This is a genomic window from Streptomyces tanashiensis (assembly GCF_014648895.1).
Classification (GTDB): domain Bacteria; phylum Actinomycetota; class Actinomycetes; order Streptomycetales; family Streptomycetaceae; genus Streptomyces; species Streptomyces tanashiensis.
Window position 1 is genome coordinate 38367 of the sequence record NZ_BMRZ01000019.1, and the last position, 24275, is coordinate 62641.

Sequence of the window (24275 nt, forward strand, 5' to 3'; positions counted from 1 at the left end):
TTCTTTGCCTTGCTCAATCAGTCTTCATCAGTGTGGAGCCTGCGGCGCACCGACAGCAGCTCCACCTCCGGACGCGCGGCGACGAGCCGCTCACAGCGGTCGAGCACGTCCGATACGAACCCCGGGTCCCCGGCCACCAGCGCGACGCCCAGCCGGGCTCTGCGGTGGAGGTCCTGGTCGCCCACCTCGGCCGCGCTCACGGAGAACTTGCGCTGGAGCTCGGCGACGATGGGCCGGACGACGGAGCGTTTCTCCTTCAACGAATGAACATCGCCGAGGAGCAGGTCGAAGGACAGAGTCCCCACGTACATGTGGTGCCGGATGTCCCGCCGGTTCGGGTTCGGTGGCCTGCCACGCCGTCGCTTGGCAGGGACACCAGAACCGTACACGCAACGGCCGGGGCCGATCGACGGAATAACTTCCGCCGACCGGCCCCGACTCAGTGCTGCGATCGGACGCGATCAGGCGCGCGGCTTCTCGCGCATCTCGTACGTCGCGATGACGTCGTCGATCTTGATGTCGTTGAAGTTTCCGAGGTTGATACCACCCTCGAAGCCTTCGCGGATCTCGGTGACGTCGTCCTTGAAGCGGCGCAGACCGTGGATCGTGAGGTCCTCGGCGATGACCTTGCCGTCGCGGACGAGGCGCGCCTTGGTGTTGCGCTTGACCTCGCCGGAGCGGATGAGGACACCGGCGATGTTGCCCAGCTTGGACGAGCGGAAGACCTCGCGGATCTCCGCCGTACCGAGCTCGACCTCTTCGTACTCCGGCTTGAGGAGACCCTTCAGGGCCGCCTCGATCTCCTCGATGGCCTGGTAGATCACCGAGTAGTACCGGACGTCGACGCCCTCGCGCTCCGCCATCTGCGCGGCACGGCCGGCCGCACGGACGTTGTAGCCGATGACGATGGCGTCGGAGCCCATCGCCAGGTCGATGTCGGACTCGGTGACCGCACCCACACCGCGGTGCAGGACCCGGATGTCGACCTCTTCACCGACGTCGAGCTGGAGCAGCGAGGCTTCGAGGGCCTCGACCGCACCGGACGCGTCGCCCTTGATGATGAGGTTGAGTTCCTGGACCAGACCGGCCTTGAGCACCTTGTCGAGGTCCTCGAGGGACACCCGGCGGACGCGCTTGGCGAAGGCGGCGTTGCGCTCACGCGCAGCGCGCTTCTCGGCGATCTGGCGGGCCGTACGGTCCTCGTCGACGACCAGGAGGTTGTCGCCGGCACCCGGCACGTTGGTGAGACCGAGCACCAGGACGGGAGTCGACGGGGCCGCCTCCTCGACGTTGTTGCCCTTGTCGTCGAGCATCGCCCGGACGCGGCCGTACGCGTCGCCGACCACCACGGTGTCGCCGATGCGCAGCGTTCCGCGCTGGACCAGGACGGTCGAGACGGCACCGCGACCACGGTCGAGGTGGGACTCGATCGCAATACCCTGCGCGTCCTGGTTCGGGTTGGCCCGAAGGTCGAGCGAGGCGTCGGCGGTGAGGATCACGGCCTCCAGCAGGGAGTCGATGTGCAGACCCTGCTTGGCGGAGATGTCGACGAACATCGTGTCGCCGCCGTACTCCTCGGCCACCAGACCGAACTCGGTCAGCTGACCGCGGACCTTGGTCGGGTCGGCACCCTCGACGTCGATCTTGTTGACCGCGACGACGATCGGGACGCCGGCGGCCTTGGCGTGGTTGAGCGCCTCGATCGTCTGCGGCATGACGCCGTCGTTGGCCGCGACCACGAGGATCGCGATGTCGGTCGACTTCGCACCACGGGCACGCATGGCGGTGAACGCCTCGTGACCCGGGGTGTCGATGAAGGTGATGCGACGCTCTTCGCCGTTGACCTCGGTACCCACCTGGTAGGCACCGATGTGCTGGGTGATGCCACCGGCCTCGCCCGCGACGACGTTCGTCTTGCGGATCGCGTCGAGCAGTCGGGTCTTACCGTGGTCGACGTGACCCATGACGGTGACGACCGGCGGACGGGAGACCAGAGCCTCTTCGCCGCCCTCGTCCTCGCCGAACTCGATGTCGAAGGACTCGAGGAGCTCGCGGTCCTCCTCCTCCGGCGAGACGATCTGAACCTGGTAGTTCATCTCGTCGCCGAGCATCTGCAGGGTGTCGTCGGAGACGGACTGCGTCGCCGTGACCATCTCGCCGAGGTTCATCATCACCGCGACGAGCGACGCCGGGTTGGCACCGATCTTCTCGGCGAAGTCGGTGAGGGAGGCACCGCGCGACAGGCGAATGACCTCGCCGCCACCGCGGGGAAGCATCACGCCGCCCACGGACGGGGCCTGCATGGCCTCGTACTCCTGGCGCCTCTGACGCTTCGACTTGCGACCACGACGCGCGGGACCGCCGGGACGACCGAAGGCGCCCTGCGTGCCACCACGGCCACCCGGACCGCCGGGACGGCCACCGAAGCCGCCGGGACGACCGCCGAAGCCGCCGCCACCGCCGCCGGGACCACCCGGACGACCGCCGCCGCCACCGGGACCACCGGGACGACCGGCGAAGCCGCCGCCGCCACCGCCGGGACCGGCCGGACGACCGGCGAAGCCGGGACGACCGCCGCCGCCACCGCCGGGACCACCCGGACGACCGCCGGGGCCACCGGGGCCACGACCGCCGGGGCCGGGACGCGGGCCGGCAGCGGGACGCTGCGGCATCATGCCCGGGTTCGGACGGTTACCGCCGGGCGCGCCGCCCGGACGGGGAGCCTGCGGACGAGGCATGCCACCGGGGGTGGGACGGGCACCGCCCTGACCCTGCGGACGCGGGGCGCCACCGGGGCCACCCTGCGGACGCGGGGCGCCCGGAACGGCACCGGGGCCACCGGGACGGGGAGCGCCGCCACCCGGACGGGGCGCCTGCGGGCGCGCCATTCCGGTGGAGCCACCCGAGGTGAAGGGGTTGTTGCCCGGACGGGGACCGGCCGGACGGGCACCGCCCGGACGGGGGGCCTGCTGGCCGCCGGGGCGCGGAGCGCCCTGGCCCTGCGGGCGGGGGGCACCCTGACCCGGGCGGGCGGGACGCTCGCCGGCGGGACGGGGACCCGGGGCGGAGCCACCGGGACGCGGACCGGCGGCGGGAGCCGACGGGGGCGCGGTGAACTCCGGGGCGGCCGGAGCCGGCGTGACCGGCTTGGGCGCGGGCTTCGGGCCCGGGCGGGGGCCCGAGGCGGCCGGAGCCGGAGAGGGGGTGCTGCTCGCGGGCGCGGCCGGGGTGGCCGGAGCCGCAGGCGCGGCGGGGGCCGGCTTGGGGGCCGGGGCGCCGGGCTTGGGGGCAGCGGGACGTGCCGCGGCCGCCGGAGACGGCGCCGCGGGGGAAGGCGTCGCCTTGCGGGGCGCGCCGGGCTTGGCAGCGGTCTTGCCGGCGTTGCCACCGGGACCCTGCAAAGCGTCAGTCAACTTGCGCACGACCGGCGCCTCGATCGTCGAGGACGCCGAACGGACGAATTCACCGAGTTCTTGGAGCTTGGCCATGACGACCTTGCTCTCCACACCGAACTCCTTGGCGAGTTCGTATACCCGGACCTTAGCCACTTCGCTCCTTTATAGGTCCGGTTACCGCCGGACCGTCGCTACTTCATGGGCGTACTCATCGCGTACTCATCGAGTGCTCATCGCAATCTCGACCTACTTCCAACTCGCGAGGTACCTGACCGCACGGTGTTCCGTGCCGTACTTCTTGTTCACTGCGGTGCCGCCTGCTCGACGTGGTGGCGGAGTGCCTCCGTGTCGAGCGGTCCCTGGACCTTGAAGGCCCTCGGAAAGGCCCGGCGGCGGACCGCCAGGTCGAGACAGACCACGGCGGGGTGCAGGTACGCACCCCGGCCGGGCAGCGTACCGCGATGATCAGGAACACACTCGTCCTTGTTCACCACGATCCGCAGCAGATCGCTCTTGGCCGCTCGCTCCCGGCATCCCACACAGGTTCGCTCAGGGCACGCGCAGGCATGCGTCCGGCCAGACACGATTAAGTCTACCTCCCCGTACCGACCTCACCTGTTTGGGGCAAGAATCGAACAGTTGTTGGCCAAAAACGGTCTCAGCCCTGGGGCTCGGCCGGCTCCGTGTCGGGACGGATGTCGATCCGCCAGCCGGTCAGACGCGCGGCGAGGCGGGCGTTCTGGCCCTCCTTGCCGATCGCGAGGGACAGCTGGTAGTCCGGCACCGTCACCCGGGCGGAACGGGCGCCGAGGTCGACGATCTCGACCTTGGAGACCCGCGCCGGCGAGAGCGCGTTCGCCACCATCTCGGCCGGGTCGTCCGACCAGTCGACGATGTCGATCTTCTCGCCCAGCAGCTCCGCCATCACGTTGCGGACGCGGCTGCCCATCGGGCCGATGCAGGCGCCCTTGGGGTTCAGGCCCGAACGGGTGGAACGGACGGCGATCTTGGTGCGGTGACCGGCCTCACGGGCGATGGCCGCGATCTCGACCGAGCCGTCGGCGATCTCCGGCACCTCCAGGGCGAAGAGCTTCTTCACCAGATTGGGGTGGGTGCGCGAGAGGGTGACGGACGGACCGCGGACACCCTTCGCCACCCGGACGACGTACGTGCGCAGCCGCAGACCGTGCGTGTACTCCTCGCCCGGCACCTGCTCCTGCACCGGAAGGATGGCCTCCAGCTTGTCGTCCAGCTTGACGAGGACGTTCTTCGGGTCCTTGCCCTGCTGCACCACACCGGCGACGACATCGCCCTCGCGGCGCGCGTACTCGCCGAAGGTCACGTCGTTCTCGGCGTCCCGCAGCCGCTGCTGGATGACCTGACGGGCGGTGCTCGCCGCGATCCGGCCGAAGTCCGACGGGGTGTCGTCGAAGTCCTTGGGCTCCTGGCCCTCCTCCAGGTCGGAGGGGTCCTCCTTCGCCCACACCGTCACGTGACCGGTGGCCCGGTTCAGCTCCACGCGCGCGTGGCGCCGGGCGTCGGGGGTCCGGTGGTACGCGATGAGGAGGGCCGACTCGATCGCCTCGACCAGCATCTCGAAGGAGATTTCCTTCTCCTGTGCCAAGCCCTTCAGGAGCTTCACGTCGATGTCCACGGCTACGCCTCCTCTTCCTTCTTGTCCTTGCGGTTGAACTCGATCTCGACACGCGCCTTGACGATGTCGGCGAACGCGACCCGGCGGGCGGTGGGCTTGCGCCCCTTCACACCCGGCACCTCCATGTCGAGGCCGTCCTCGTCCACGGCGAGGATGCGCGCGACCAGCTCTCCGCCCTCGGCGAGCTGGAGCTTCGCCAGGCGGCCGGTGGCGCGCACGTAGTGACGGTGCTCGGTGAGGGGGCGGTCGGCGCCGGGGGAACTGACTTCGAGGACGTACTCGCCCTCGCCCATCGCGTCGGTCTCGTCGAGCTTCTCGGAGATCGCGCGGCTCAGCTCGGCGCAGGCGTCCAGCTCGACGCCCTCCTCCGAGTCGACGACGATCCGCAGCAGTCCGCGGCGGCCGGCCCGGGACACCTCGATCTCTTCCAGATCCAGGTCCTTCGCGGCGACGAGCGGCTCCACGAGTCCGCGCAGCCTGTCGCTCTGGGTGGTGCTCATCCGGGTGACTCCTCGGCCGCGTGTGCTGTTGTGGTTTCGTCGCGTGTCAGACCAAAGGGTATCCGGTCCAGGAGGGTGTTGCCGTCCATCGCCCCGGGGCCCGCGGGTACGCTCGCCTGCGGTGATCTCGACGATCTTCGACGACGGACCACAGACGGGGAGAGCAGGCGTGAGGACGACGGGCAGACGCGCACTCCTCGTGGCGGGTGCGGCGGCGGGCGCGACCGCCCTCGCGGGCTGCACCTCCCCCTCCGGCGGGCAGGTCCGGAAGCCCAGTGCCGCCGAACGCGAGGCCGAACGGGTGGCGCGCGCCGAGGCGGCCCTGCGGCTGCGGTCGGTGACCGCGGCGCGCGGCCTGCTGGAACGTTACGACGCGACGCTCGCCGCCCACCCCGCCCTGGCACCCCGGCTGACCCCGCTGCGGCGCGCGGTCGCGGCGCACACGAAGGCCCTCGGCGAGGGAGGCACGACGGTCGGGCCGGCCACGGCCGCCACCACGTCCGCCCCGTCAGCCCCCGCCTCCGCCACTCCTTCCGCCTCCGCCTCCGCCGCTCCGTCGGCCTCCGCGTCCACCACTCCGAAGTCCGGCGCCTCCCCCACGCCCGTACGGGTGGCGGCCGAGCCCCGGGCCGCCCTGAAGGAACTCGCCGCCGCCGAGCGGACGGCCGCCGACGGCCACACGACCGCACTGCTCACCGCTCCGCCCGAGTACGCCCGGCTGCTCGCCTCCCTGGCCGCGTCCGGCGCCGCCCACGCCTACCTGCTGACCGAAGGAGCCCGGGCATGAGCGCCCTCGCCGCCACCCAGGCCGCGCTGGCCGCCGAGCACGCCGCGGTGTACGGGTACGGGGTCGTCGGCGGCCGGATCGGCACCGAGCGGCGCGCCGAGGCCACCGCCGCGTACGAGGCGCACCGGGGACGGCGGGACGCGCTGCGCCGGGCCGTACGGGATCTCGGCGGGACACCGGTGGCGGCGGAGGCCGCGTACGAACTGCCGTTCCGGGTCGCGGACCCGGCCGGCGCGGTGCGGCTCGCGGCGGTCCTGGAGGAGCGGGTGGCCGGGGTGTACTCCGACCTCGTCCGGGCCACCGAGGGCCGCGCGCGGGGCGAGGCGGCCGCCGCGCTCCGGGAGGCGGCGGTACGCGCCGTCCGCTGGCGCGGCAGCGACGTAACCTTTCCTGGGCTCGCCGAGCGGGTGTAGTCCCGCCCCGACCGAAGGAACAACGTACGCATGGGTTTCGAACCGCCGCAGCGACTGGCCAGGACGCTCGGTGAGACGTACGGGGACGCCGCGGCGGCCGAGTGGCTCGCGAAGCTGCCCGGGCTCGCCGACGAGGCGCTCGGCCACGCGTCCCTGGACACCGAGCGGGTGATGGCCCCCGGCGGACGGAGCAGTCTCGTCGTCCTCGTCCGGCGCTCCGACGGCTCCCCCGCCGCGCTCAAGATCGCACCCCCGTTCACCCGGCCGGACCTGGAGAGGGACGCGCTGGCGCACTGGAACGGCTGGGGCGCGGTGCAGCTCCTCGACGAGGCCGGGGAGGGCGCGCTCGTCCTCGAACGGCTGCACCCCGAGGTCTCCCTGCGCTCCCTGCCGGAGGCGAAGGCGCTCCTGGAGGCCGCGGGCACCGTGCGGAAGCTGTGGGTCGACCCCCCGGCGGCCCACGGCTTCGAGACGGTGGCCCGGCGGACGGCCCGGCAGGCGGAGGCGATGGAGCCGTACCGCGCGGACCCGGCGGCCGGGGAGCCGACCGCGGCGGCGCTCGCGGTCCGCGAGGAGCTGGTGGCGGCCGAGACGGAGACGGTGCTGCTGCACGGGAACTTCCGCCAGGGCAAGGTGCTCGCCGGTGACCGGACGCCCTGGCTGGCCGTCGGCCCCGAGCCGCTGGTGGGCGAGCGGGCCTATGACCTGGCCCGGCTCGTGCGGGACCGGGTCGAGGACCTCGTGGCCGCGTCCTCGGGCGCCTCGGCGGCCCGGCGACGGGTCAACAAGCTGGCGGACTCCCTGGACCTGGACCGGGAGCGGCTGCGCGGCTGGACCCTGTTCCGCGCGGTCGAGTCGGGGACGCGGGCGCTGACGGCGGGGCGGCGGCAGGACGCCGAGCTGCTTCTGGAGTTCGCGAGCTGGCTGTAGGGGAATACCCTTTTTGTAACGTTCGGCTCGATTGCAGGGGGCCGTGATGCTCGAAGAGGTCCTGATGGCGGCGGCCGGCGCGGCCGCCGTGCTCGCCGTGTACGCGGGCGCGGCCGCGCGGGTGGTCAAGCAGTACGAGCGCGGTGTCGTCTTCCGCTTCGGTCGGCTGCGCAACGACGTCCGTACCCCCGGCTTCACGATGATCGTGCCGCTCGTCGATCGCCTGCACAAGGTGAACATGCAGATCGTCACCATGCCCGTGCCCGCGCAGGAGGGCATCACCCGGGACAACGTGACGGTGCGGGTGGACGCGGTCGTGTACTTCAAGGTCGTCGACGCGGCGGACGCCGTCGTGCGGGTGGAGGACTACAAGTTCGCGGTCTCGCAGATGGCGCAGACCTCGCTGCGGTCGATCATCGGCAAGAGCGACCTCGACGACCTGCTGTCCAACCGGGAGAAGCTCAACCAGGGCCTGGAGCTGATGCTCGACAGCCCGGCGATGGGCTGGGGCGTCGCGATCGACCGGGTCGAGATCAAGGACGTGTCGCTGCCGGAGACGATGAAGCGCTCGATGGCCCGGCAGGCGGAGGCGGACCGGGAGCGGCGGGCGCGGGTGATCAACGCGGACGCGGAGCTCCAGGCCTCGAAGAAGCTGGCCGAGGCGGCGGGGGTCATGGCGACGGAGCCGGCGGCGCTGCAGCTGAGGCTGCTGCAGACGGTGATGGCGGTCTCGGCGGAGAAGAACTCGACGCTGGTCCTGCCGATTCCGGTGGAACTGCTGCGGTTCCTGGAACGGGCCACGCCGACGGGGGCGGCGGGGGCGGCTGACGCGGTGTCGCCGATGCCTCCGGTGCCGCAGCCGCTGCCCCCGCCTGTCTCGCCGCCGCTGAGCGAGGCGTATCTGAAGGGCCGGGCGGCGGCGGAGGAGGCGATCGACGACCTGACGGGCTCGTCGGTGGACCCCACGCCCCAGGAAACCGAGACGTAGCCCTTGGCGGGCGGCACCGTGTGGGCCATCGCCCCGCAGGGCGATGGGGGTCCAGGCGCGGAACGCCTGGGCCCGGCACGGGGCGCCGTCCCGTGTGCCCACCCGTCCCGCCCTGCGGGACGATTGCCCACACGGGGGTGGGCGGGGCCCCGAAAGGCCCCGCCCCCGCGGGTCAGGACGTGAGGCGGGTGAGGGCCTCTTCGACCGTCAGTTCCTCGCGCTCGCCCGTGCGCCGGTCCTTCAGCTCCACGACGCCCTCGCCCGAGCGGCGGCCCGCGACGAGGATCTTCGGGACGCCCATGAGCTCCGCGTCGGTGAACTTGACGCCCGGGGAGACGCCCGCGCGGTCGTCGACCAGGACGCGGAGACCGGCGGCGGAGAGCTTCTCCGAGACCTCGAGGGCCAGCTCGATCTGGAGCGCCTTGCCGGCGGCGACGACGTGGACGTCGGCCGGGGCGACCTCGGCCGGCCAGCACAGCCCCTTCTCGTCGGCGGTCTGCTCGGCGAGCGCCGCGACCGCGCGCGAGACGCCGATGCCGTACGAGCCCATGGTCACGCGGACCGGCTTGCCGTTCTGGCCGAGGACGTCGAGCTTGAGGGCGTCGGCGTACTTGCGGCCCAGCTGGAAGATGTGGCCGATCTCGATGGCGCGGTCCAGCTTCAGGCCGGTGCCGCACTTGGGGCACGGGTCGCCCTCCTGGACGACGACGACGTCGACGTACGCGTCGACCTCGAAGTCACGGCCCGCGACGACGTTCTTCGCGTGCATGCCGTCCTTGTTGGCGCCCGTGATCCAGGAGGTGCCGGGGGCGACGCGCGGGTCGGCGAGGTACGTGACCTTCTCCAGGCCCTGCGGGCCGACGTAGCCGCGGACCAGGTCGGGGCGGGCCGCGAAGTCGGTCTCGGTCACCATCTCGACGGTGGCCGGCGCGAAGTGCGCCTCGACCTTGTCCAGGTCGACCTCGCGGTCACCGGGGACGCCGACCGCGACGATCTCGCCGTCGACCTTGACCAGGAGGTTCTTGAGGGTCGCGGAGGCCGGCACGCCGAGGGAGGCCGCGAGGGTCTCGATCGTCGGGGTGTCGGGGGTGGGGATCTCCTCGGCCGCGGCGACGGCGGACCCGTCGACCGCCTTCAGCTCGTACGTGATCGCCTCGGTGTTCGCGGCGAAGTCGCAGTTCGGGCAGTCGGCGAAGGTGTCCTCGCCGGCCTCGGCGGGGGCGAGGAACTCCTCGGACTTCGAGCCGCCCATCGCGCCCGCGGTGGCGGCGCAGATGCGGTAGTCGAGGCCGAGGCGCTCGAAGACGCGATGGTAGGCCTGGCGGTGCAGGGCGTACGACTGGGCGAGGCCCTCGTCCTCGGTGTCGAAGGAGTACGAGTCCTTCATGAGGAACTCACGGCCGCGCAGGATGCCGGCGCGCGGGCGGGCCTCGTCGCGGAACTTGTTCTGGATCTGGTAGAGGATCACCGGCAGGTCCTTGTAGGACGAGCACTGGTCCTTCACCAGGAGCGTGAAGATCTCCTCGTGGGTCGGGCCGAGGAGGTAGTCGCCGCCCTTGCGGTCCTGCAGGCGGAAGAGCTCGGCACCGTACTCGTCCCAGCGGCCGGTCGCCTCGTACGGCTCGCGGGGCAGCAGCGCGGGGAGGGTGACCTCCTGGGCGCCGATGGCGTCCATCTCCTCGCGGACGATCCGCTCGACGTTGGAGAGGACCTTCTTGCCCAGCGGCAGCCAGCTCCAGATGCCGGCGGCGGTGCGCCGGACGTAGCCGGCGCGGACGAGGAGCTTGTGGCTGAGGACCTCGGCGTCCGCCGGGTCGTCGCGCAGCGTCTTCGCCATCAACTGGGACATGCGCTGGACCGGTGCGTTGGCCATGGTTCTCGTACTCCTGCCGAAACTGACGGTGATGGCCCCGAGGTTAGCCGGGCCGCCCCTGGCAGGAGAAATCAGTTCCGGCGCTTGAGCGGCAGGGGGGCGCCCATGACCGCGTACGGGCGAGGGGCGCTCGGGAAGTGCACCTGGCGGGCGAGGTCCTGGTAGCCGAGGGCCCGGTAGAGGCCGCGGGCCGGGCTGTCGGTGTCGATCGCGGAGAGGATCGAGCGCGGCTCGGCGGCGCCGTCGGTGATCGTGGTGATCAGCCGGCGTCCCACGCCCCGGCCCTGGAAGTCGGGGTGGACGTGGAGTTCGGTGATGACGAAGGAGTCGTCGAGCCAGTCGGCGGTGCCGGTGGCCCTCAGGTAGGTCTCGACGACGGTGGACCACCAGTGGGTGCGGTCGTTGGGCATCCCGTACACGAAGCCGACGAGCCGTCCGTCGGGGGTGGTGGCCCCGTAGGCGCGGGCACCGGGGCTGAGCAGATGGCGCAGCACGATGTGGCGGCGTACGGCGACCTCGCCCGCGTCCAGGCCGAAGGCGACCGCCTGCACGGCGAGGGCCTCGTCCACCCGGGCGGCGAGATTGACCGGACCGACCTCGACCTCTGCGTCATCCATGCGGCGCACCCTACAAGCCGCGCGGGGCCTCAGAACAGCACGCTCATGAAGGCACCGGTCTCGCGGAAGCCGACGCGGCGGTAGGCGGCCCTCGCCGGGGTGTTGAAGTCGTTGACGTACAGGCTGACGACGGGGGCGACGTCGGCCAGCGCGTACCGGAGGACGGCGGCCATGCCCGTCTCGGAGAGGCCCTTGCCGCGGTGCTCGGGGGCGACCCAGACGCCCTGGATCTGGCAGGCCTGGCGGGTGGCGGCGCCGATCTCGGCCTTGAAGAGGACCTTGCCGTCCTCGATGCGGGCGAAGGAGCGGCCGGCGCCGACGAGCTCGGCGACACGGGCCTGGTAGAGCAGTCCGCCGTCGTTGGCGAGCGGGGAGACGCCGACCTCCTCGGTGAACATGGCCACGCAGGCGGGCATGATCGCCTCCATCTCGTCCTTGCGGACGCGGCGCACCAGCGGATCGGGCGTGACGGTGGCGGAGGGCTGCTCGGTGACCATCAGCGGCTGGTGGGCGCGGACGTCCCTCGCGGGGCCCCAGCTGGGCTCCAGGAGCCGCCAGAGCTCGCCGGTGGCCTCGGCGGGGCCGACGATCGAGGAGCAGCGGCGGCCGATCCTGCGGGCCCGGTCGGCGAAGGCGCGGACGGCCTCGGGGGTGGCGCAGATGGGGACGAGGTTGGCGCCGGAGTAGCAGAGCGAGCGCAGTCTGCCCTCGGTGTACCAGCCCCACATCTCGCCGCCGAGGCGCCAGGGGTCGAGCCCGGCGACCTGGACGCGGGCGGTCACGAAGGCGTTCTCGACGGGGGCGCTCTCCAGGACGGCGAGTGCGGCGCCGAGGTCGGCGGGTTCGAGGACCCGAGTGGTGGTCTCTGTCAGCACGAGGGGGCCTCACGGTACGGATCTGCTGGTCTCCGCACTGTACCCCCGTGCCCCTTTCCCGGGCTCGGTTCACCTCCGGGGCGCTTGCGGAGGCGGCCTCCTCCGCACGCGCGAAGCCCCTCCGCCCGGTGGGGTGGAGGGGCTTCTCGTGCGCGGGGGTCAGGCGCCGATGGCGACCGTCGGCTCGCCGCTGGCGACGCCGTCCTTCTCCATCTGCTCGGCGATCTTGAGCGCCTCCTCGATGAGGGTCTCGACGATCTTCGACTCGGGGACGGTCTTGATGACCTCGCCCTTGACGAAGATCTGGCCCTTGCCGTTGCCGGAGGCGACGCCGAGGTCGGCCTCGCGGGCCTCGCCGGGCCCGTTGACGACGCAGCCCATGACGGCGACGCGCAGCGGGACGGTCATGCCGTCGAGGCCGGCGGTGACCTCCTCGGCGAGCTTGTAGACGTCGACCTGGGCGCGGCCGCAGGACGGGCAGGAGACGATCTCCAGGCGGCGCTGGCGCAGGTTCAGCGACTCCAGGATCTGGATGCCGACCTTGATCTCCTCGACCGGCGGCGCGGAGAGGGAGACGCGGATGGTGTCGCCGATGCCCTGGGAGAGCAGGGCGCCGAAGGCGACGGCCGACTTGATGGTGCCCTGGAAGGCCGGGCCCGCCTCGGTGACGCCGAGGTGCAGCGGATAGTCGGACTGGGCGGCGAGCTGGCGGTAGGCCTCGACCATGACGACCGGGTCGTTGTGCTTGACCGAGATCTTGATGTCGCGGAAGCCGTGCTCCTCGAAGAGGGAGGCCTCCCAGAGCGCGGACTCGACGAGCGCCTCGGGAGTGGCCTTGCCGTACTTCTTCAGGAGCCGCGCGTCGAGCGAACCGGCGTTGACGCCGATGCGGATCGGGGTGCCGGCGTCGCCGGCCGCCTTGGCGATCTCCTTGACCTTGTCGTCGAACTGCTTGATGTTGCCCGGGTTGACGCGGACGGCCGCGCAGCCGGCGTCGATCGCGGCGAACACGTACTTCGGCTGGAAGTGGATGTCGGCGATGACAGGGATCGAGGACTTCCGGGCGATCGTGGCGAGCGCGTCGGCGTCGTCCTGGGTCGGGCAGGCCACGCGCACGATCTGGCAGCCGGAGGCGGTCAGCTCGGCGATCTGCTGGAGCGTGGCGCCGATGTCGGAGGTGCGGGTCGTCGTCATCGACTGGACGGAGACGGGCGCGTCACCGCCGACGGCCACGCTGCCGACCTGGATCTGGCGGCTCTTGCGCCGCTCGGCGAGCCGGGTCGGAACGGTCGGGATACCGAGAGAAATCGCGGTCATCTGAAGTGCAACCTCAAGGTTGTGCGTCGGCGGGCTCAGGTCTCCGAGGTTACCGCCCCGGGGGCGGAGGGCCGGACACCACCGGGTCCGGCCCTCCTGGGAGCTACGTGATCTTCACCGGGTTGACGATGTCGGCGGCGAGGACGAGCAGCGTGAAACAGACGAAGACACCGGCCACCACATAGGCGGCGGGCATCAGCTTGGCCACGTCGAACGGGCCGGGGTCGGGGCGCCGGAAGATCCGGGCCGTGTGACGGCGGACGGACTCCCACAGGGCGCCCGCGATGTGACCGCCGTCGAGCGGCAGCAGCGGGAGCATGTTGAACAGGAACAGCGAGACGTTGAACATGACCAGCAGGTTCATGAACCACACGAGGATCGTCGTCGGCGGAGCCTCGACGGTCATCAGCTCACCGGTGATGCGGGCGGCGCCGACGACGCCGACGGGCGAGTCCTCGGCCCGCTCGCCGTCGCCGAAGGTGGCGTCCCACAGGCCGGGGATCTTGCCCGGGAGGGCGATGACGGAGTGGACGCCGTTCTCCAGGAGGTCGGTCATCCGCTCGGTGGTCTCGCCGAAGGTGAGCGGCGCGACCTCGGTCTTGGAGGCGAAGCCGAGGTAGCCGGCCTGGATGTAGTCCACCGGCTGGACGACCTTGCCGTCCGCGTCCTTCTTCGGGACCTCGTTGGGGACGAGGGTGGGGTGCAGGTCGAGGCGCTGTCCGCCGCGCTCGACGGTGATCGTCGCGGGGCCGATGGTGTCGCGGATGTGGTCCGAGAGGGTGTCCCAGTCGCCGACCGGGGTCCCGTCGAAGGCGACGATCTTGTCGCCCTCCTTCAGGCCGGCCCGGAACGCCGGGGAGGCGGGGTCGCCCGCCTCGCACTTCTGGCGCTTGTCGCTCAGCTTGATGACGCACTTCTGGACGCCGCCGACCTGCGTCGTCTGCTGCGCGGTGCCGATCGTCATCATCGAGCCGAAGAACAGCAGCGCTGCCAAGACCAGGTTCATGAACGGTCCGGCGAACATCACGATCACGCGCTTCCACGGCCTGCGCGTGTAGAACAGCCGCGTCTCGTCGCCGGGCTGGAGCTCCTCGTACGAGGCCTCGCGGGCGTCCTCGATCATGGAGCGCCAGGGCGAGGTGGAGCGGGCCTCGATCTTGCCGTCCTCGCCCGGCGGGAACATGCCGATCATGCGGATGTAGCCGCCGGCCGGGATGGCCTTGAGGCCGTACTCGGTGTCGCCGCGCTTCTTCGACCAGATCGTGGGGCCGAAGCCGACCATGTACTGCGGCACGCGGATGCCGAAGAGCTTGGCCGTGGAGAGGTGGCCGAGCTCGTGCCACGCGATGGAGACGAGGAGGCCGAGGGCGAACAGCACGATGCCCAGGGCGTACAGGAGCATTTCGTTCATGCGCGGGCCTCCGCTGTTGCCTTCGCTGCGAGCTCTCGGGCCCGGGCGCGTGCCCAGGTCTCCGCTTCGAGGACGTCCGACACGGTGAGGGAGGTTCCCGTACGGGGAACGCCGTGCTCCGTGACGACCGCAGTGACGGTATCCATGATTCCGTTGAACGGCAGCCGTCCCGCGAGAAACGCCTCGACGCACTCCTCGTTCGCGGCGTTGAAGACGGCGGGGGCCGTGCCGCCCAGCTCGCCCACGTGCCGCGCCAGACCCACGGACGGGAAGGCCTCGGTGTCGAGCGGGAAGAACTCCCAGGTGGAGGCCTTGGTCCAGTCGAAGGCGGGGGCCGCGTCCGGGACCCGCTCGGGCCAGCCGATGCCGATGGCGATCGGGCCCCGCATGTCCGGCGGGGTGGCCTGGGCGAGCGTGGATCCGTCCGTGAACTCGACCATCGAGTGGACGTACGACTGCGGGTGGACGACGACCTCGATGCGGTCGAAGGGGATGTCGTACAGCAGGTGGGCCTCGATGACCTCCAGGCCCTTGTTCACCAGGGTCGCGCTGTTGACCGTGATCACCGGGCCCATGGCCCAGGTCGGGTGGGCGAGAGCGTCCTCCCGGGTGACATGGGCCAGCTGCTCGCGCGTACGGCCGCGGAAGGGACCTCCGGAGGCCGTCACGACCAGCTTGCGGACGTCGGCGCGGGTGCCGGCGGCGAGCGCCTGGAAGAGCGCCGCGTGCTCGGAGTCGACCGGGATGATCTGGCCCGGCTTGGCGAGCGCCTTCACCAGGGGGCCGCCGACGATCAGCGACTCCTTGTTGGCGAGGGCGAGGGTGCGGCCCGCTTCGAGGGCGGCGAGGGTCGGCGCGAGGCCGATGGAGCCGGTGATGCCGTTGAGGACGGTGTGGCACGGCGAGGCGGCCAGCTGCGTCGCGGCGTCCGGCCCCGCCAGGAGCTCGGGCAGGGGCTCGGAGCCGTACAGCGCCTCCAGCGCCTCGCGCAGCTCGGGCAGCGCCTCCTCGCGGGCCACGGCGACCGCGGCGACCTTCAGCCGGTGCGCCTGCTCGGCGAGCAGTCCGATCCGGCCGCCGGAGGCGGCCAGCGCGGTGACCCGGAAGCGGTCGGGGTTGCGCAGCACCAGGTCGATGGCCTGGGTGCCGATGGACCCGGTCGAGCCGAGGACGACGATGTCCCGGCGTCCTTCGGAGACGTCGAAGGCGATGTGCGGGTCGGCGAGAGGAGAGGGGCGGTCGCTCATGCCCCCCATTCTTGCCGCAAAGACTGTGCGGTCTTCACGGGGTGCGGGCGAAAGCGTCGAACACGCGATGGAAGTCGGGGAACGTCTTCTTCACACAGCCGGGGTCGTCGAAGGTGATTCCCGGGGTGCGCAGCGCGGTGACCGCGAAGGACATGACGATCCGGTGGTCGCCGTGGGTGGCGATCTCGACGGGTCCGGCGGGGGTGCCGGGGTGGATCTCGATCCAGTCCGGGCCGGTCTCGACGGTGATGCCGAGGCGGCGGAGGTTCTCGGCGCAGGCGTCGAGACGGTCGCACTCCTTGACCCGGGTGTTGGCGACGTCCTCGATGCGGACGGGCCCGTCGGCGAACGGCGCGATCGCGGCGAGGGTCGGCATGGTGTCCGAGATGTCCCGCATGTTGACGGTGAGTCCGCGCAGGGTGCCGGTGGAGCGGACGGTCGTCCCCGTGTCGGTGATCTCGACGTCGGCGCCCATCCGGCGCAGGACGTCGACGAAGGCCAGGTCGCCCTGGAGGGCGCCGGTGCCGAGGCCGGGGACCGTGACGGACCGGCCCGGTTCGAGAGCGGCGGCGGCGAAGAAGTAGCCGGCGGTGGAGGCGTCGGGCTCGATGCCGTACGTGCGGGCGCGGTAGCCGGTCGGGGCGACGCGGTACGTGCGGCCCTCCCGGGTGACTTCGGCGCCGAAGGACCGCATCATCGCGAGCGTGATCTCGACGTACGGCTCCGAGACCAGGTCCGTGACGGTGATGTCGAGGCCCTCGGCGGTGAGCGGGCCGAGCATCAGCAGGGCGGTGAGGTACTGGGAGGACTGCCCGGCGTCGAGGGTGAGCGCGCCGCCCTTCACGCCCGCGGCGTGGACGCTGAGCGGGTGGTGGCCGTCCTTCTCGCCGTGCCGGAGGTCGACCCCGAGGTCGCGCAGGGCGGTGCTGAGCGGGCCGAGGGGACGGCGGCGCATCTGCGCGGAGGCGTCGAAGCGGTACGTGCCGTGGCCGGCGGCGGCGAGGGTCGGCAGGAAGCGGGCGGTGGTGGCGCCGTCGCGGCAGTAGACATCGGCGGTCTCCACGCCGGGACCCGCGGGCCGGCCCTCGATGTGCCAGGCGTCGGGCTCGCGGCGGACGGCATAGCCGAGGGCGGCGAGGCCCTCGGCGAATCCCTCGGTGTCGTCGGAGACGAGCGGGCGCAGGAGGGTGGTGGTGCCCTCCGCGGCGGCGGCGAGGAAGAGCGCGCGGGCGGTGACGGACTTGGAGCCGGGGATGTCGATGACGGTCACGGACCTCATCCTGCCGTGGCCCCCGACCCGCGCGTGGTCCGGTCCGCAACGTGGACGTCGCGGGCTCAACGTGGACGTCGCGGGCTCACGGCGGGCGGGTCACGGCGGGCGGTCAGGGGATCCGGCGGTGGACGTTCTCCCCGGCCGACGGGCCCGGGGTGGCGTCCGCGATCCACGGGGCCTCGCCGCTGGGGTCCACGACGCCCTCCTCCAGCCAGGTGTAGCGCCCCGCCAGCACCCCGTCGACGATGCGCCGGTCGAGGTCGTCCGTGTTGGACCAGAGGCGGGTGAAGAGTTCCTCGACGCGGAGGCGGGCCTGGTGGCAGAAGGCGTCCGCGAGCTGCTGGGCCTCGGGGCCGTGCTCCCCCGTGGTGCGGAGGAGTTCGGCCCGTACGCAGGCCGCGCTCATCGCGAAGAGCTCCGCCCCGATGTCGACGATCCGCCCCAGGAAGGCCTGTTTGAGCTCCATGCGGCCCTGCCAGCGGGACATCGCGTAGAAGGTGGACCGGGCCAGTTTGCGGGAGGTCCGCTCGATGTACCGGAGGTGGCCCGCGAGGGGGCCGAACTCCCCGTACGCCCCCGGCAGCTGCCCCGGTCCGGTGACGAGTCCCGGGAGCCAGCGGGCGTAGAAGCCGCCGGCCCGGGCTCCGGCCCTCGCCTTGTCGGCGAGGGTCTTCTCGGGGTCGATGAGGTCTCCGGCGACGGAGAGGTGGGCGTCGACGGCCTCACGGGCGATCAGCAGGTGCATGATCTCGGTCGAGCCCTCGAAGATCCGGTTGATCCGGAGGTCGCGCAGGAGCTGTTCGGCGGGGACGGCCCGTTCGCCGCGGGCGGCGAGCGAGTCGGCGGTCTCGTAGCCGCGCCCGCCCCGGATCTGGACGAGTTCGTCGGCGATGAGCCAGGCCTTCTCGGAGCCGTACAGCTTGGCGAGGGCGGCCTCGATGCGGATGTCGTTGCGTTCCTCGTCGGCCATCTGGGAGGCGAGGTCGACGACGGCCTCCAGGGCGAAGGCGGTGGCCGCGATGAAGGAGATCTTGGTGCCGACGGCCTCGTGGCGCGCGACGGGCCTCCCCCACTGCTCGCGGACGCCGGACCATTCGCGGGCGATCCTCAGACACCACTTGGCGGCGCCCGCGCAGGCGGCGGGGAGGGAGAGCCGGCCGGTGTTGAGGGTGGTGAGGGCGATCTTCAGGCCGGCGCCCTCGGGGCCGATGCGGTTGCCGGCGGGGACCCGTACGCGGTGGAAGCGGGTGACGCCGTTCTCCAGGCCGCGCAGGCCCATGAAGGCGTTGCGGTGCTCGACGGTGATGCCGGGCGCGTCGGCCTCGACGACGAAGGCGGTGATCCCGCCGGGGTGTCCCTCGGAGGCGGGGACGCGGGCCATGACGACGAGCAGGTCGGCGATGACGCCGTTGGTGGTCCACAGCTTCACGCCGTCGAGGACGTACGCGTCCCCGTCCGGCACGGCGGTGGTGGCGAGGCGGGCCGGGTCGGAGCCGACGTCGGGCTCGGTGAGCAGGAAGGCGGAGAGGTCGGTGCGGGCCAGCCGGGGCAGGAAGGCGTCCTTCTGCTCCTGGGTGCCGAAGAGTTTCAGCGGCTGGGGTACGCCGATCGACTGATGCGCGGAGAGCAGGGCGCCGACGGCGGGGCTCGCGGAGCCGACCAGGGCGAGGGCCCGGTTGTAGTACAGCTGGGTGAGGCCGAGTCCGCCGTACGCCGGGTCGATCTTCATCCCGAGGGCGCCGATCTCCTTGAGTCCGGTGATCGTCTCGTCGGGGATGCGGGCCTCGCGCTCGATGCGGGCACCGTCGATCCGGGTCTCGCAGAAGTCGCGGAGGACGGCGAGGAAGGCCTCGCCGCGGCGGACGTCCTCGGCGGCGGGAAGCGGGTGGGGATGGACGAGGTCGAGGCGGAAACGGCCGAGGAACAGCTCCTTCGCGAAGCTGGGCCGGTGCCAGTCCCGCTCGCGCGCGGCCTCGGCGACCTGCCGGGCCTCGCGCTCGGTGACCTTGGGCCGCTGGGCGGGTGCGGACATGGACACCTCCTTGGGCTTCCTGTCCGTCGTACCCGATTCCGGCGGGTCCGGAAAGAGGAGCGGGCCGCTCCGGGTACGTCCCGCGGAGGTCGTCCGCCTCGTGGACGCCCCCGTCTCATGAGAAAGGCGGCCCGAGCCCCCGCACAGTGGGCTCGGACCGCCTGGTCTCGTGGCGTACGCCTTACAGGGCGAGGCCCGTCAGGACGAGCACGCGCTCGTAGGTGTAGTCGTCCATCGCGTACTTGACGCCCTCACGGCCGACGCCGGAGCGCTTGGCACCGCCGTACGGCATCTGGTCGGCGCGGTACGAGGGGACGTCGCCGACGATCACGCCGCCGACCTCCAGGGCGCGGTGGGCGCGGAAGGCGGTCTGCAGGTCGTGGGTGAAGACACCGGCCTGGAGGCCGAAGTCCGAGTCGTTGACCGCGGCGAAGGCCTCGGCCTCGCCGTCGACCTTGGCGATGGTCAGGACCGGGCCGAAGACCTCGGCGCGGGCCAGGGTGACGTCCGCCGGGAGGTCGGTGAGGACGGTCGGGGCGTAGGTGGCGCCCTCGCGCTTGCCGCCGGCGAGGAGCTTCGCGCCGGCCTCGACGGCCTCGTCGACCCAGGACTCGACGCGCTTGGCCGCGGCCTCGTCGACGAGCGGGCCGACGTCGGTGGCGTCGTCCGCCGGGTCGCCGGTGACCTGCGCCTCGACGGCGGCGACGATCTTCGGCACCAGGCGGTCGTAGACCGAGGCGTCGGCGATCACGCGCTGCACGGAGATGCAGGACTGGCCGCCCTGGTAGTTGGAGAAGGTCGCGATGCGGGTCGCGGCCCAGTCCAGGTCGGCCTCCGAGGACCAGTCGGGCAGGACGACGGCCGCGGCGTTGCCGCCGAGCTCCAGGGTGCAGTGCTTGTGCGGCACCGACTGCTGGATGGCGTAGCCGACCTTGTCGGAGCCCGTGAAGGAGATGACCGGGAGGCGCTCGTCCTGGACGAGGGCGGGCATGCGGTCGTTCGGCACGGTCAGGATCGACCAGGAGCCGGCCGGCAGGTCGGTCTCGGCCAGGATCTCGCCCAGGATCAGGGAGGAGATCGGGGTCGACGGGGCCGGCTTGAGGATGATCGGGGCACCGACGGCGATGGCCGGGGCGACCTTGTGGGCGCTGAGGTTCAGCGGGAAGTTGAACGGCGCGATGCCGAGGACGACGCCCTGGGGGATGCGGCGGGTCAGGGCGAGGCGGCCCGCGCCGCCGGCCTCGGTGTCCAGGCGCTGGGCCTCGCCGGCGTTCCAGCGGCGGGCCTCCTCGGCGGCGAAACGGAAGACGGAGACGGCACGGCCGACCTCGCCGCGGGCCCACTTGATGGGCTTGCCGTTCTCGGCGGAGATCAGCTGGGCGATCTCCTCGGTGCGCTCGGCGAGCCGCTTCGACACGTGGTCGAGGGCGGCGGCGCGGACGTGCGCCGGGGTCGCGGCGAACTCGTCGACGACGGCGTGCGCGGCGGCGACGGCCTCCTCGACCTGGGCCTCGGTGGGCACGCTGACCTTGCCGACCAGACGTCCGTCGTACGAGTTCGTGACGTCGAAGGAGGCGTCGCCGGTGGCCTCGCGGCCGGCGAGCCAGAAGGCGTGGGTGGTCGTCATTGCGTCCCGGCCCTTTCCGTTTCGGGGAGCGAGCGATTGCTCTGGTGACACGTTAGGGCCGGGGCGGCGGGCGCGGGCTTGTCCGGTATGGAGTAGTGGGGGTGGCGGCTCTGTCCGCTTCGGCCGAAGAGCCGCGGCCGAAGGGCTCCGATCGCGAGGCCTGTCAGGCGGGAGGACGGTTGATCATCCGCGCCGTTCCGTCGAGACGATCAGTGAGACGCCGCCGACGACGATCGCGCCGCCGAGGAGGATCGGCCAGGTCAGGGCCTCGTCGAGGACGAGGGCGCCGAGCAGGACGGCGACGACCGGGTTGACGTAGGCGTAGGTGGCGACGAGGGAGACCGGGGCGGCCTGGAGGAGCCAGGCGTACGCGGTGAAGGCGACGAGCGAACCGAAGACGATCAGGTAGGCGAGGGCGGCCCAGGAGCGGCCGGAGACGGCGCCCAGGTCGAGGCCGTGCTGCTCGCCGCGCACGAGGCCGAGGGTGAGCGCCGCGAGGCCGCCGGCCAGCATCTCGTACGCGCTCGCCGTGAAGGGGTTGGCGGGCATGGGCAGCCGGGCGGAGGAGACGGAGCCGACGGACCAGAGCAGGGCCGCGACGAGGACGAGCAGGACGCCGCCGATCTTCACCTCGCCGCTCAGGCCCGGGACGGTGAGGACGCCGAGGCCGGCGAAGCCGAGCAGGACGCCGCCGTAGGCGCCGGAGCCGGGGCGGTCGCCGAAGACCGTGCGGAGCAGGACGACCCAGACGGGGACGGCGGCGACGAGGAGGGCCGCGAGGCCGGAGGGTATGGAGGTCTCGGCGAGGACGACGAGACCGTTGCCGCCGAGGATCAGGAGCAGGCCGACGAGGACGGCGGAGCCGAGTTCCCGGCGGGTGACCTTGAGGGCGGCGGGGCCCTGCCGCCAGGCGACGATCGCGGCGAGGAGCAGGCCGGCGGTGACGAAGCGGGCGCCGCCGGAGAGGAACGGCGGGAGGGTCTCGACGACGATCCGGATGCCGAGGTACGTGGACCCCCAGACGACGTACACGATGCCGAGCGCGGCCCAGACGGCGCCGGTGATCCGGCGGGCGGGGACGGCGGGAGCGTCGGTACGGGGTGCGGGGGCGGCCGGGTGCGTCTCGGGGGCCGGATCGACGGCGGGGCTTGTCATGAGCAGGAGAGTAAGGAGTACGAGCCCTGACGGCCAAGAAAACTGCCCGAATCCGGGCAGCGTCAGCGGAATTCGGACGGAACGGGAGGCTCGGCGGGCCTTGCGGAGGGGTGGGAGGATGACCGGGACCGCATGACCTCAGGGGGAAAGCATGATCCTTTACGTACTGATCGGAGTCCTCGTACTCGCCGTTCTCGGCTGCGTCTGCGTCGTGTGGGCGTCCCGCGGCGGCCCCCGCTGGGTACGGGCCGTGGCCATGGTGACCCTGCTGGGCGGCGAGGCGGTCCGCGCCGGACAGCGCAGGAGCAGGCGACGGTCGGGCGGGGACACCTACACCGGTGACTACGGCGGCGGCTCCGACTAGGGGGCGTCGCGAGCCCGGCCTGATCGACAAGACACCCCCTAGGGCCTGATCGGCGGACCAGGGCCGGCCCCGGCCATGATCGGCCGGACAGGCCCGGGAGCCCCTCGCCCTCCCCGACGCGCTACTCCGCGCCCTCGCCCGTCGCCTTCAGGGCCAGCCACAGCTCCATCCGGACGTCCGGATCGTCCAGGGAGCGGCCGAGGATCTCCTCCACCCGGCGCATCCGGTACCGCAGCGTGTGCCGGTGGACGCCCAGGTCCGCCGCCGCCGCGTCCCACTGGCCGTGCCGCGAGAGCCAGGCGCGCAGCGAGGCCACCAGGTCGCCGCGGCCGGTCGCGTCGTGCTCCCGCAGCGCCCGGAGCATCCCGTCGGCGAAGGCGCGGACGGCGTCGTCGGCGAGGAGCGGAAGCACCGACCCCGCCGCCAGGTCCTCGTGCTCGACGAGCGCCCTGCCCCGCCGCCGGGCGACCGAGAGGGCCTGCTCGGCCTGCTTGTACGCGGCCGCCGCGCCGCTCGGGCCCGCCGGTGCCGAGAGACCGACGACGACACCCGCCTCCTCCGCCTCCCGCTCCGCGTACCCCTCGCAGGCGGCGACGACCGCGCCCGCGTCCCCGGCGAGGACGACGAGCCGCTGCGCGCTCTCCGCGACGGTGAGCACCGCCTCGCCCGCACGGGCGGCGGCGGCCTCCAGGGCCTCGGCGAGCACCGGCAGCGGGGGCTCCCCGGCCGGTTCTCCCCCGGCGGGCTCGGCGACGAGGAGCCGGTACGGGGCGTCGAGCAGCCCTCCGTACAGATCGCCGGCGACCGAGCGGGCCGGCTCGGGCTGGCCCGCGAGCATCAGGCGCAGCACCGCGGCGCCGAGCCGCTGCTCCGCCGCCTGGAGCGAGCGGGAACGTTCCGTCGTGAGGGTGAGCAGGGCGATCGCCGAGTGGACCGCGTACCGCTCGGCGGTGCCGAGGGGCGCGCCCGTACCGACGGCGAGGGCGCCGCGCACCCGGCGCCCGGTTCCGAGCGACTGGAGCTCGACGCGGTCGTCCGTACCGCCGACGACAGCGCTGGCGGGCGCGGGGCGCTCGCGCAGCCGCTCCACGTCGGGGGTGAGCCGGGCGGCCCGGCGCGCCGCCCATTCGGGGGAGACGGCGACGACGGTGCCGGAGGCGTCGTACAGCGCGGCCCAGCCGTCGACGTGCGCGGCGAGCCGGGCGACGACGGCCTCGGGGCCCTCGGAGAGCGCGGCGCGGGTGAGCTCGCGCTGGGCCTCGAAACCGGCCGTGACGGCCCGGTACTGGTCGGCGGAGATGGCCGCCGACACGGCCTTGCTGATGGCGAGGAACGGCGTCCGGCGCGGCACTTCGAGCAGCGGCAGGTGCTCCTCGCGGGCCGCGTCGAGCAGGGCCGGCGGGATCTCCTCGTAGTTCACGCCGACGGCGAACCCGAGCCCGACCACTCCGGCGCCGAGCAGCCGCCGCACATAGCGGCGCATGGCCTCCAGGTCCTCCGCGTCGAGGGTGAGCGCGGTGGTGAGGAGAAGCTCGCCGCCCTCCATGTACGGGACGGGGTCGGCGAGCTCGCTGACGTGGGCCCAGCGGACGGGGGTGTCGAGGCGGTCCTCACCGGCGCGGACGATGAGCTTGAGGGCGGAGTGCTGCACGAGCGAGGCGAGGGTGGGCGGCATTGGGGACCGTCGGACCTTTGAGCGAGGACCGTGCGCGGGGGGAGCCGCGCACAGCGGCGGGGGGCACCGCTCAGCCGAGCGGCGCCCCCGATTGTGCCAGGGCCACCGGGAGCGCGCTCAGCCGCGCGAGGGGTGAGACGGG

At 72.5% G+C, this 24275-nt stretch carries 21 protein-coding genes; 5 read left to right on the forward strand and 16 right to left on the reverse strand.

Going from position 1 to position 24275, the window contains the following annotated elements; translation table 11 throughout:
* Nucleotides 1-17: 17 nt before the first annotated feature.
* From IE237_RS34690 to rimP, 5 genes are all read right to left on the reverse strand, one after another.
* Nucleotides 18-311: a DUF503 domain-containing protein gene (locus IE237_RS34690; RefSeq protein WP_056644720.1), complete on the reverse strand. Its 294-nt coding sequence runs from the start codon at nucleotides 309-311 to the stop codon at nucleotides 18-20.
* A 150-nt stretch (nucleotides 312-461) separates the two neighbouring features.
* Nucleotides 462-3548: a translation initiation factor IF-2 gene (gene infB / locus IE237_RS34695; protein ID WP_189806165.1), complete on the reverse strand. Its 3087-nt coding sequence runs from the start codon at nucleotides 3546-3548 to the stop codon at nucleotides 462-464.
* A 149-nt stretch (nucleotides 3549-3697) separates the two neighbouring features.
* On the reverse strand, nucleotides 3698-3979 hold the full coding sequence (locus IE237_RS34700) for a YlxR family protein (RefSeq protein ID WP_078908518.1): 282 nt from the start codon (nucleotides 3977-3979) through the stop codon (nucleotides 3698-3700).
* Between the two features lie 74 nt (nucleotides 3980-4053).
* Nucleotides 4054-5049, reverse strand: coding sequence for a transcription termination factor NusA (gene nusA, locus IE237_RS34705; protein ID WP_189806166.1), 996 nt, complete (start codon nucleotides 5047-5049; stop codon nucleotides 4054-4056).
* A 2-nt stretch (nucleotides 5050-5051) separates the two neighbouring features.
* On the reverse strand, nucleotides 5052-5549 hold the full coding sequence (gene rimP / locus IE237_RS34710; RefSeq protein ID WP_189806167.1) for a ribosome maturation factor RimP: 498 nt from the start codon (nucleotides 5547-5549) through the stop codon (nucleotides 5052-5054).
* A gap of 169 nt (nucleotides 5550-5718) precedes the next feature.
* On the opposite strand from rimP, the gene IE237_RS34715 reads away from it, so the two are divergent.
* The 4 genes from IE237_RS34715 to IE237_RS34730 are packed head-to-tail and all read left to right on the forward strand — an operon-like array spanning nucleotide 5719 to nucleotide 8667.
* The gene (locus IE237_RS34715; protein ID WP_189806168.1) at nucleotides 5719-6336 is read left to right on the forward strand and encodes a hypothetical protein; all 618 of its coding nucleotides are present in this window, start codon (nucleotides 5719-5721) and stop codon (nucleotides 6334-6336) included.
* On the forward strand, nucleotides 6333-6749 hold the full coding sequence (locus IE237_RS34720) for a ferritin-like domain-containing protein (protein ID WP_189806169.1): 417 nt from the start codon (nucleotides 6333-6335) through the stop codon (nucleotides 6747-6749). The genes IE237_RS34715 and IE237_RS34720 overlap by 4 nt, the downstream gene beginning before the upstream one ends.
* 30 nt (nucleotides 6750-6779) lie before the next feature.
* Nucleotides 6780-7679 (forward strand): aminoglycoside phosphotransferase family protein, encoded by a 900-nt coding sequence (locus IE237_RS34725; protein WP_189806170.1) that lies wholly within the window; start codon nucleotides 6780-6782, stop codon nucleotides 7677-7679.
* A gap of 46 nt (nucleotides 7680-7725) precedes the next feature.
* Nucleotides 7726-8667 carry a slipin family protein gene (locus IE237_RS34730; protein WP_189806171.1) on the forward strand — a complete coding sequence of 314 codons (942 nt, stop codon included), beginning with the start codon at nucleotides 7726-7728 and terminating at the stop codon, nucleotides 8665-8667.
* A 172-nt stretch (nucleotides 8668-8839) separates the two neighbouring features.
* On the opposite strand, the gene IE237_RS34735 is transcribed toward IE237_RS34730, so the two are convergent.
* The 10 genes from IE237_RS34735 to IE237_RS34780 form a co-directional block, all read right to left on the reverse strand.
* Nucleotides 8840-10540, reverse strand: coding sequence for a proline--tRNA ligase (locus IE237_RS34735; protein ID WP_189806172.1), 1701 nt, complete (start codon nucleotides 10538-10540; stop codon nucleotides 8840-8842).
* Between the two features lie 71 nt (nucleotides 10541-10611).
* Nucleotides 10612-11157, reverse strand: coding sequence for a GNAT family N-acetyltransferase (locus tag IE237_RS34740; RefSeq protein ID WP_189806173.1), 546 nt, complete (start codon nucleotides 11155-11157; stop codon nucleotides 10612-10614).
* Nucleotides 11158-11186: 29 nt separating this feature from the next.
* The gene (locus tag IE237_RS34745) at nucleotides 11187-12032 is read right to left on the reverse strand and encodes a GNAT family N-acetyltransferase (protein WP_189806174.1); all 846 of its coding nucleotides are present in this window, start codon (nucleotides 12030-12032) and stop codon (nucleotides 11187-11189) included.
* Between the two features lie 159 nt (nucleotides 12033-12191).
* Complete coding sequence (gene ispG, locus IE237_RS34750; protein ID WP_189806175.1) at nucleotides 12192-13349, reverse strand: flavodoxin-dependent (E)-4-hydroxy-3-methylbut-2-enyl-diphosphate synthase; 1158 nt, start codon at nucleotides 13347-13349, stop codon at nucleotides 12192-12194.
* Nucleotides 13350-13452: 103 nt separating this feature from the next.
* A complete protein-coding gene (locus IE237_RS34755) occupies nucleotides 13453-14760 on the reverse strand; it encodes a M50 family metallopeptidase (protein ID WP_189806176.1) in 1308 nt (435 codons plus the stop codon).
* A complete protein-coding gene (gene dxr / locus IE237_RS34760) occupies nucleotides 14757-16007 on the reverse strand; it encodes a 1-deoxy-D-xylulose-5-phosphate reductoisomerase (protein ID WP_189806177.1) in 1251 nt (416 codons plus the stop codon). Before dxr ends, IE237_RS34755 begins: the two co-directional genes overlap by 4 nt.
* 34 nt (nucleotides 16008-16041) lie before the next feature.
* Nucleotides 16042-17277: a 3-phosphoshikimate 1-carboxyvinyltransferase gene (aroA, locus tag IE237_RS34765; protein ID WP_189806178.1), complete on the reverse strand. Its 1236-nt coding sequence runs from the start codon at nucleotides 17275-17277 to the stop codon at nucleotides 16042-16044.
* A 112-nt stretch (nucleotides 17278-17389) separates the two neighbouring features.
* On the reverse strand, nucleotides 17390-19312 hold the full coding sequence (locus tag IE237_RS34770; RefSeq protein WP_189806179.1) for an acyl-CoA dehydrogenase family protein: 1923 nt from the start codon (nucleotides 19310-19312) through the stop codon (nucleotides 17390-17392).
* 181 nt (nucleotides 19313-19493) lie between these two features.
* Nucleotides 19494-20939 (reverse strand): aldehyde dehydrogenase family protein, encoded by a 1446-nt coding sequence (locus tag IE237_RS34775; RefSeq protein WP_189806180.1) that lies wholly within the window; start codon nucleotides 20937-20939, stop codon nucleotides 19494-19496.
* A gap of 183 nt (nucleotides 20940-21122) precedes the next feature.
* A complete protein-coding gene (locus IE237_RS34780) occupies nucleotides 21123-22094 on the reverse strand; it encodes an EamA family transporter (RefSeq protein ID WP_189806181.1) in 972 nt (323 codons plus the stop codon).
* A gap of 151 nt (nucleotides 22095-22245) precedes the next feature.
* Between IE237_RS34780 and IE237_RS34785 the strand changes: the two genes are divergently transcribed.
* Nucleotides 22246-22458 carry a hypothetical protein gene (locus tag IE237_RS34785; RefSeq protein ID WP_189806182.1) on the forward strand — a complete coding sequence of 71 codons (213 nt, stop codon included), beginning with the start codon at nucleotides 22246-22248 and terminating at the stop codon, nucleotides 22456-22458.
* Nucleotides 22459-22579: 121 nt separating this feature from the next.
* Here IE237_RS34785 and IE237_RS34790 read toward each other — a convergent pair whose 3' ends face one another.
* Nucleotides 22580-24133, reverse strand: coding sequence for a PucR family transcriptional regulator (locus IE237_RS34790; RefSeq protein ID WP_189806183.1), 1554 nt, complete (start codon nucleotides 24131-24133; stop codon nucleotides 22580-22582).
* Nucleotides 24134-24275 lie beyond the last annotated feature (142 nt).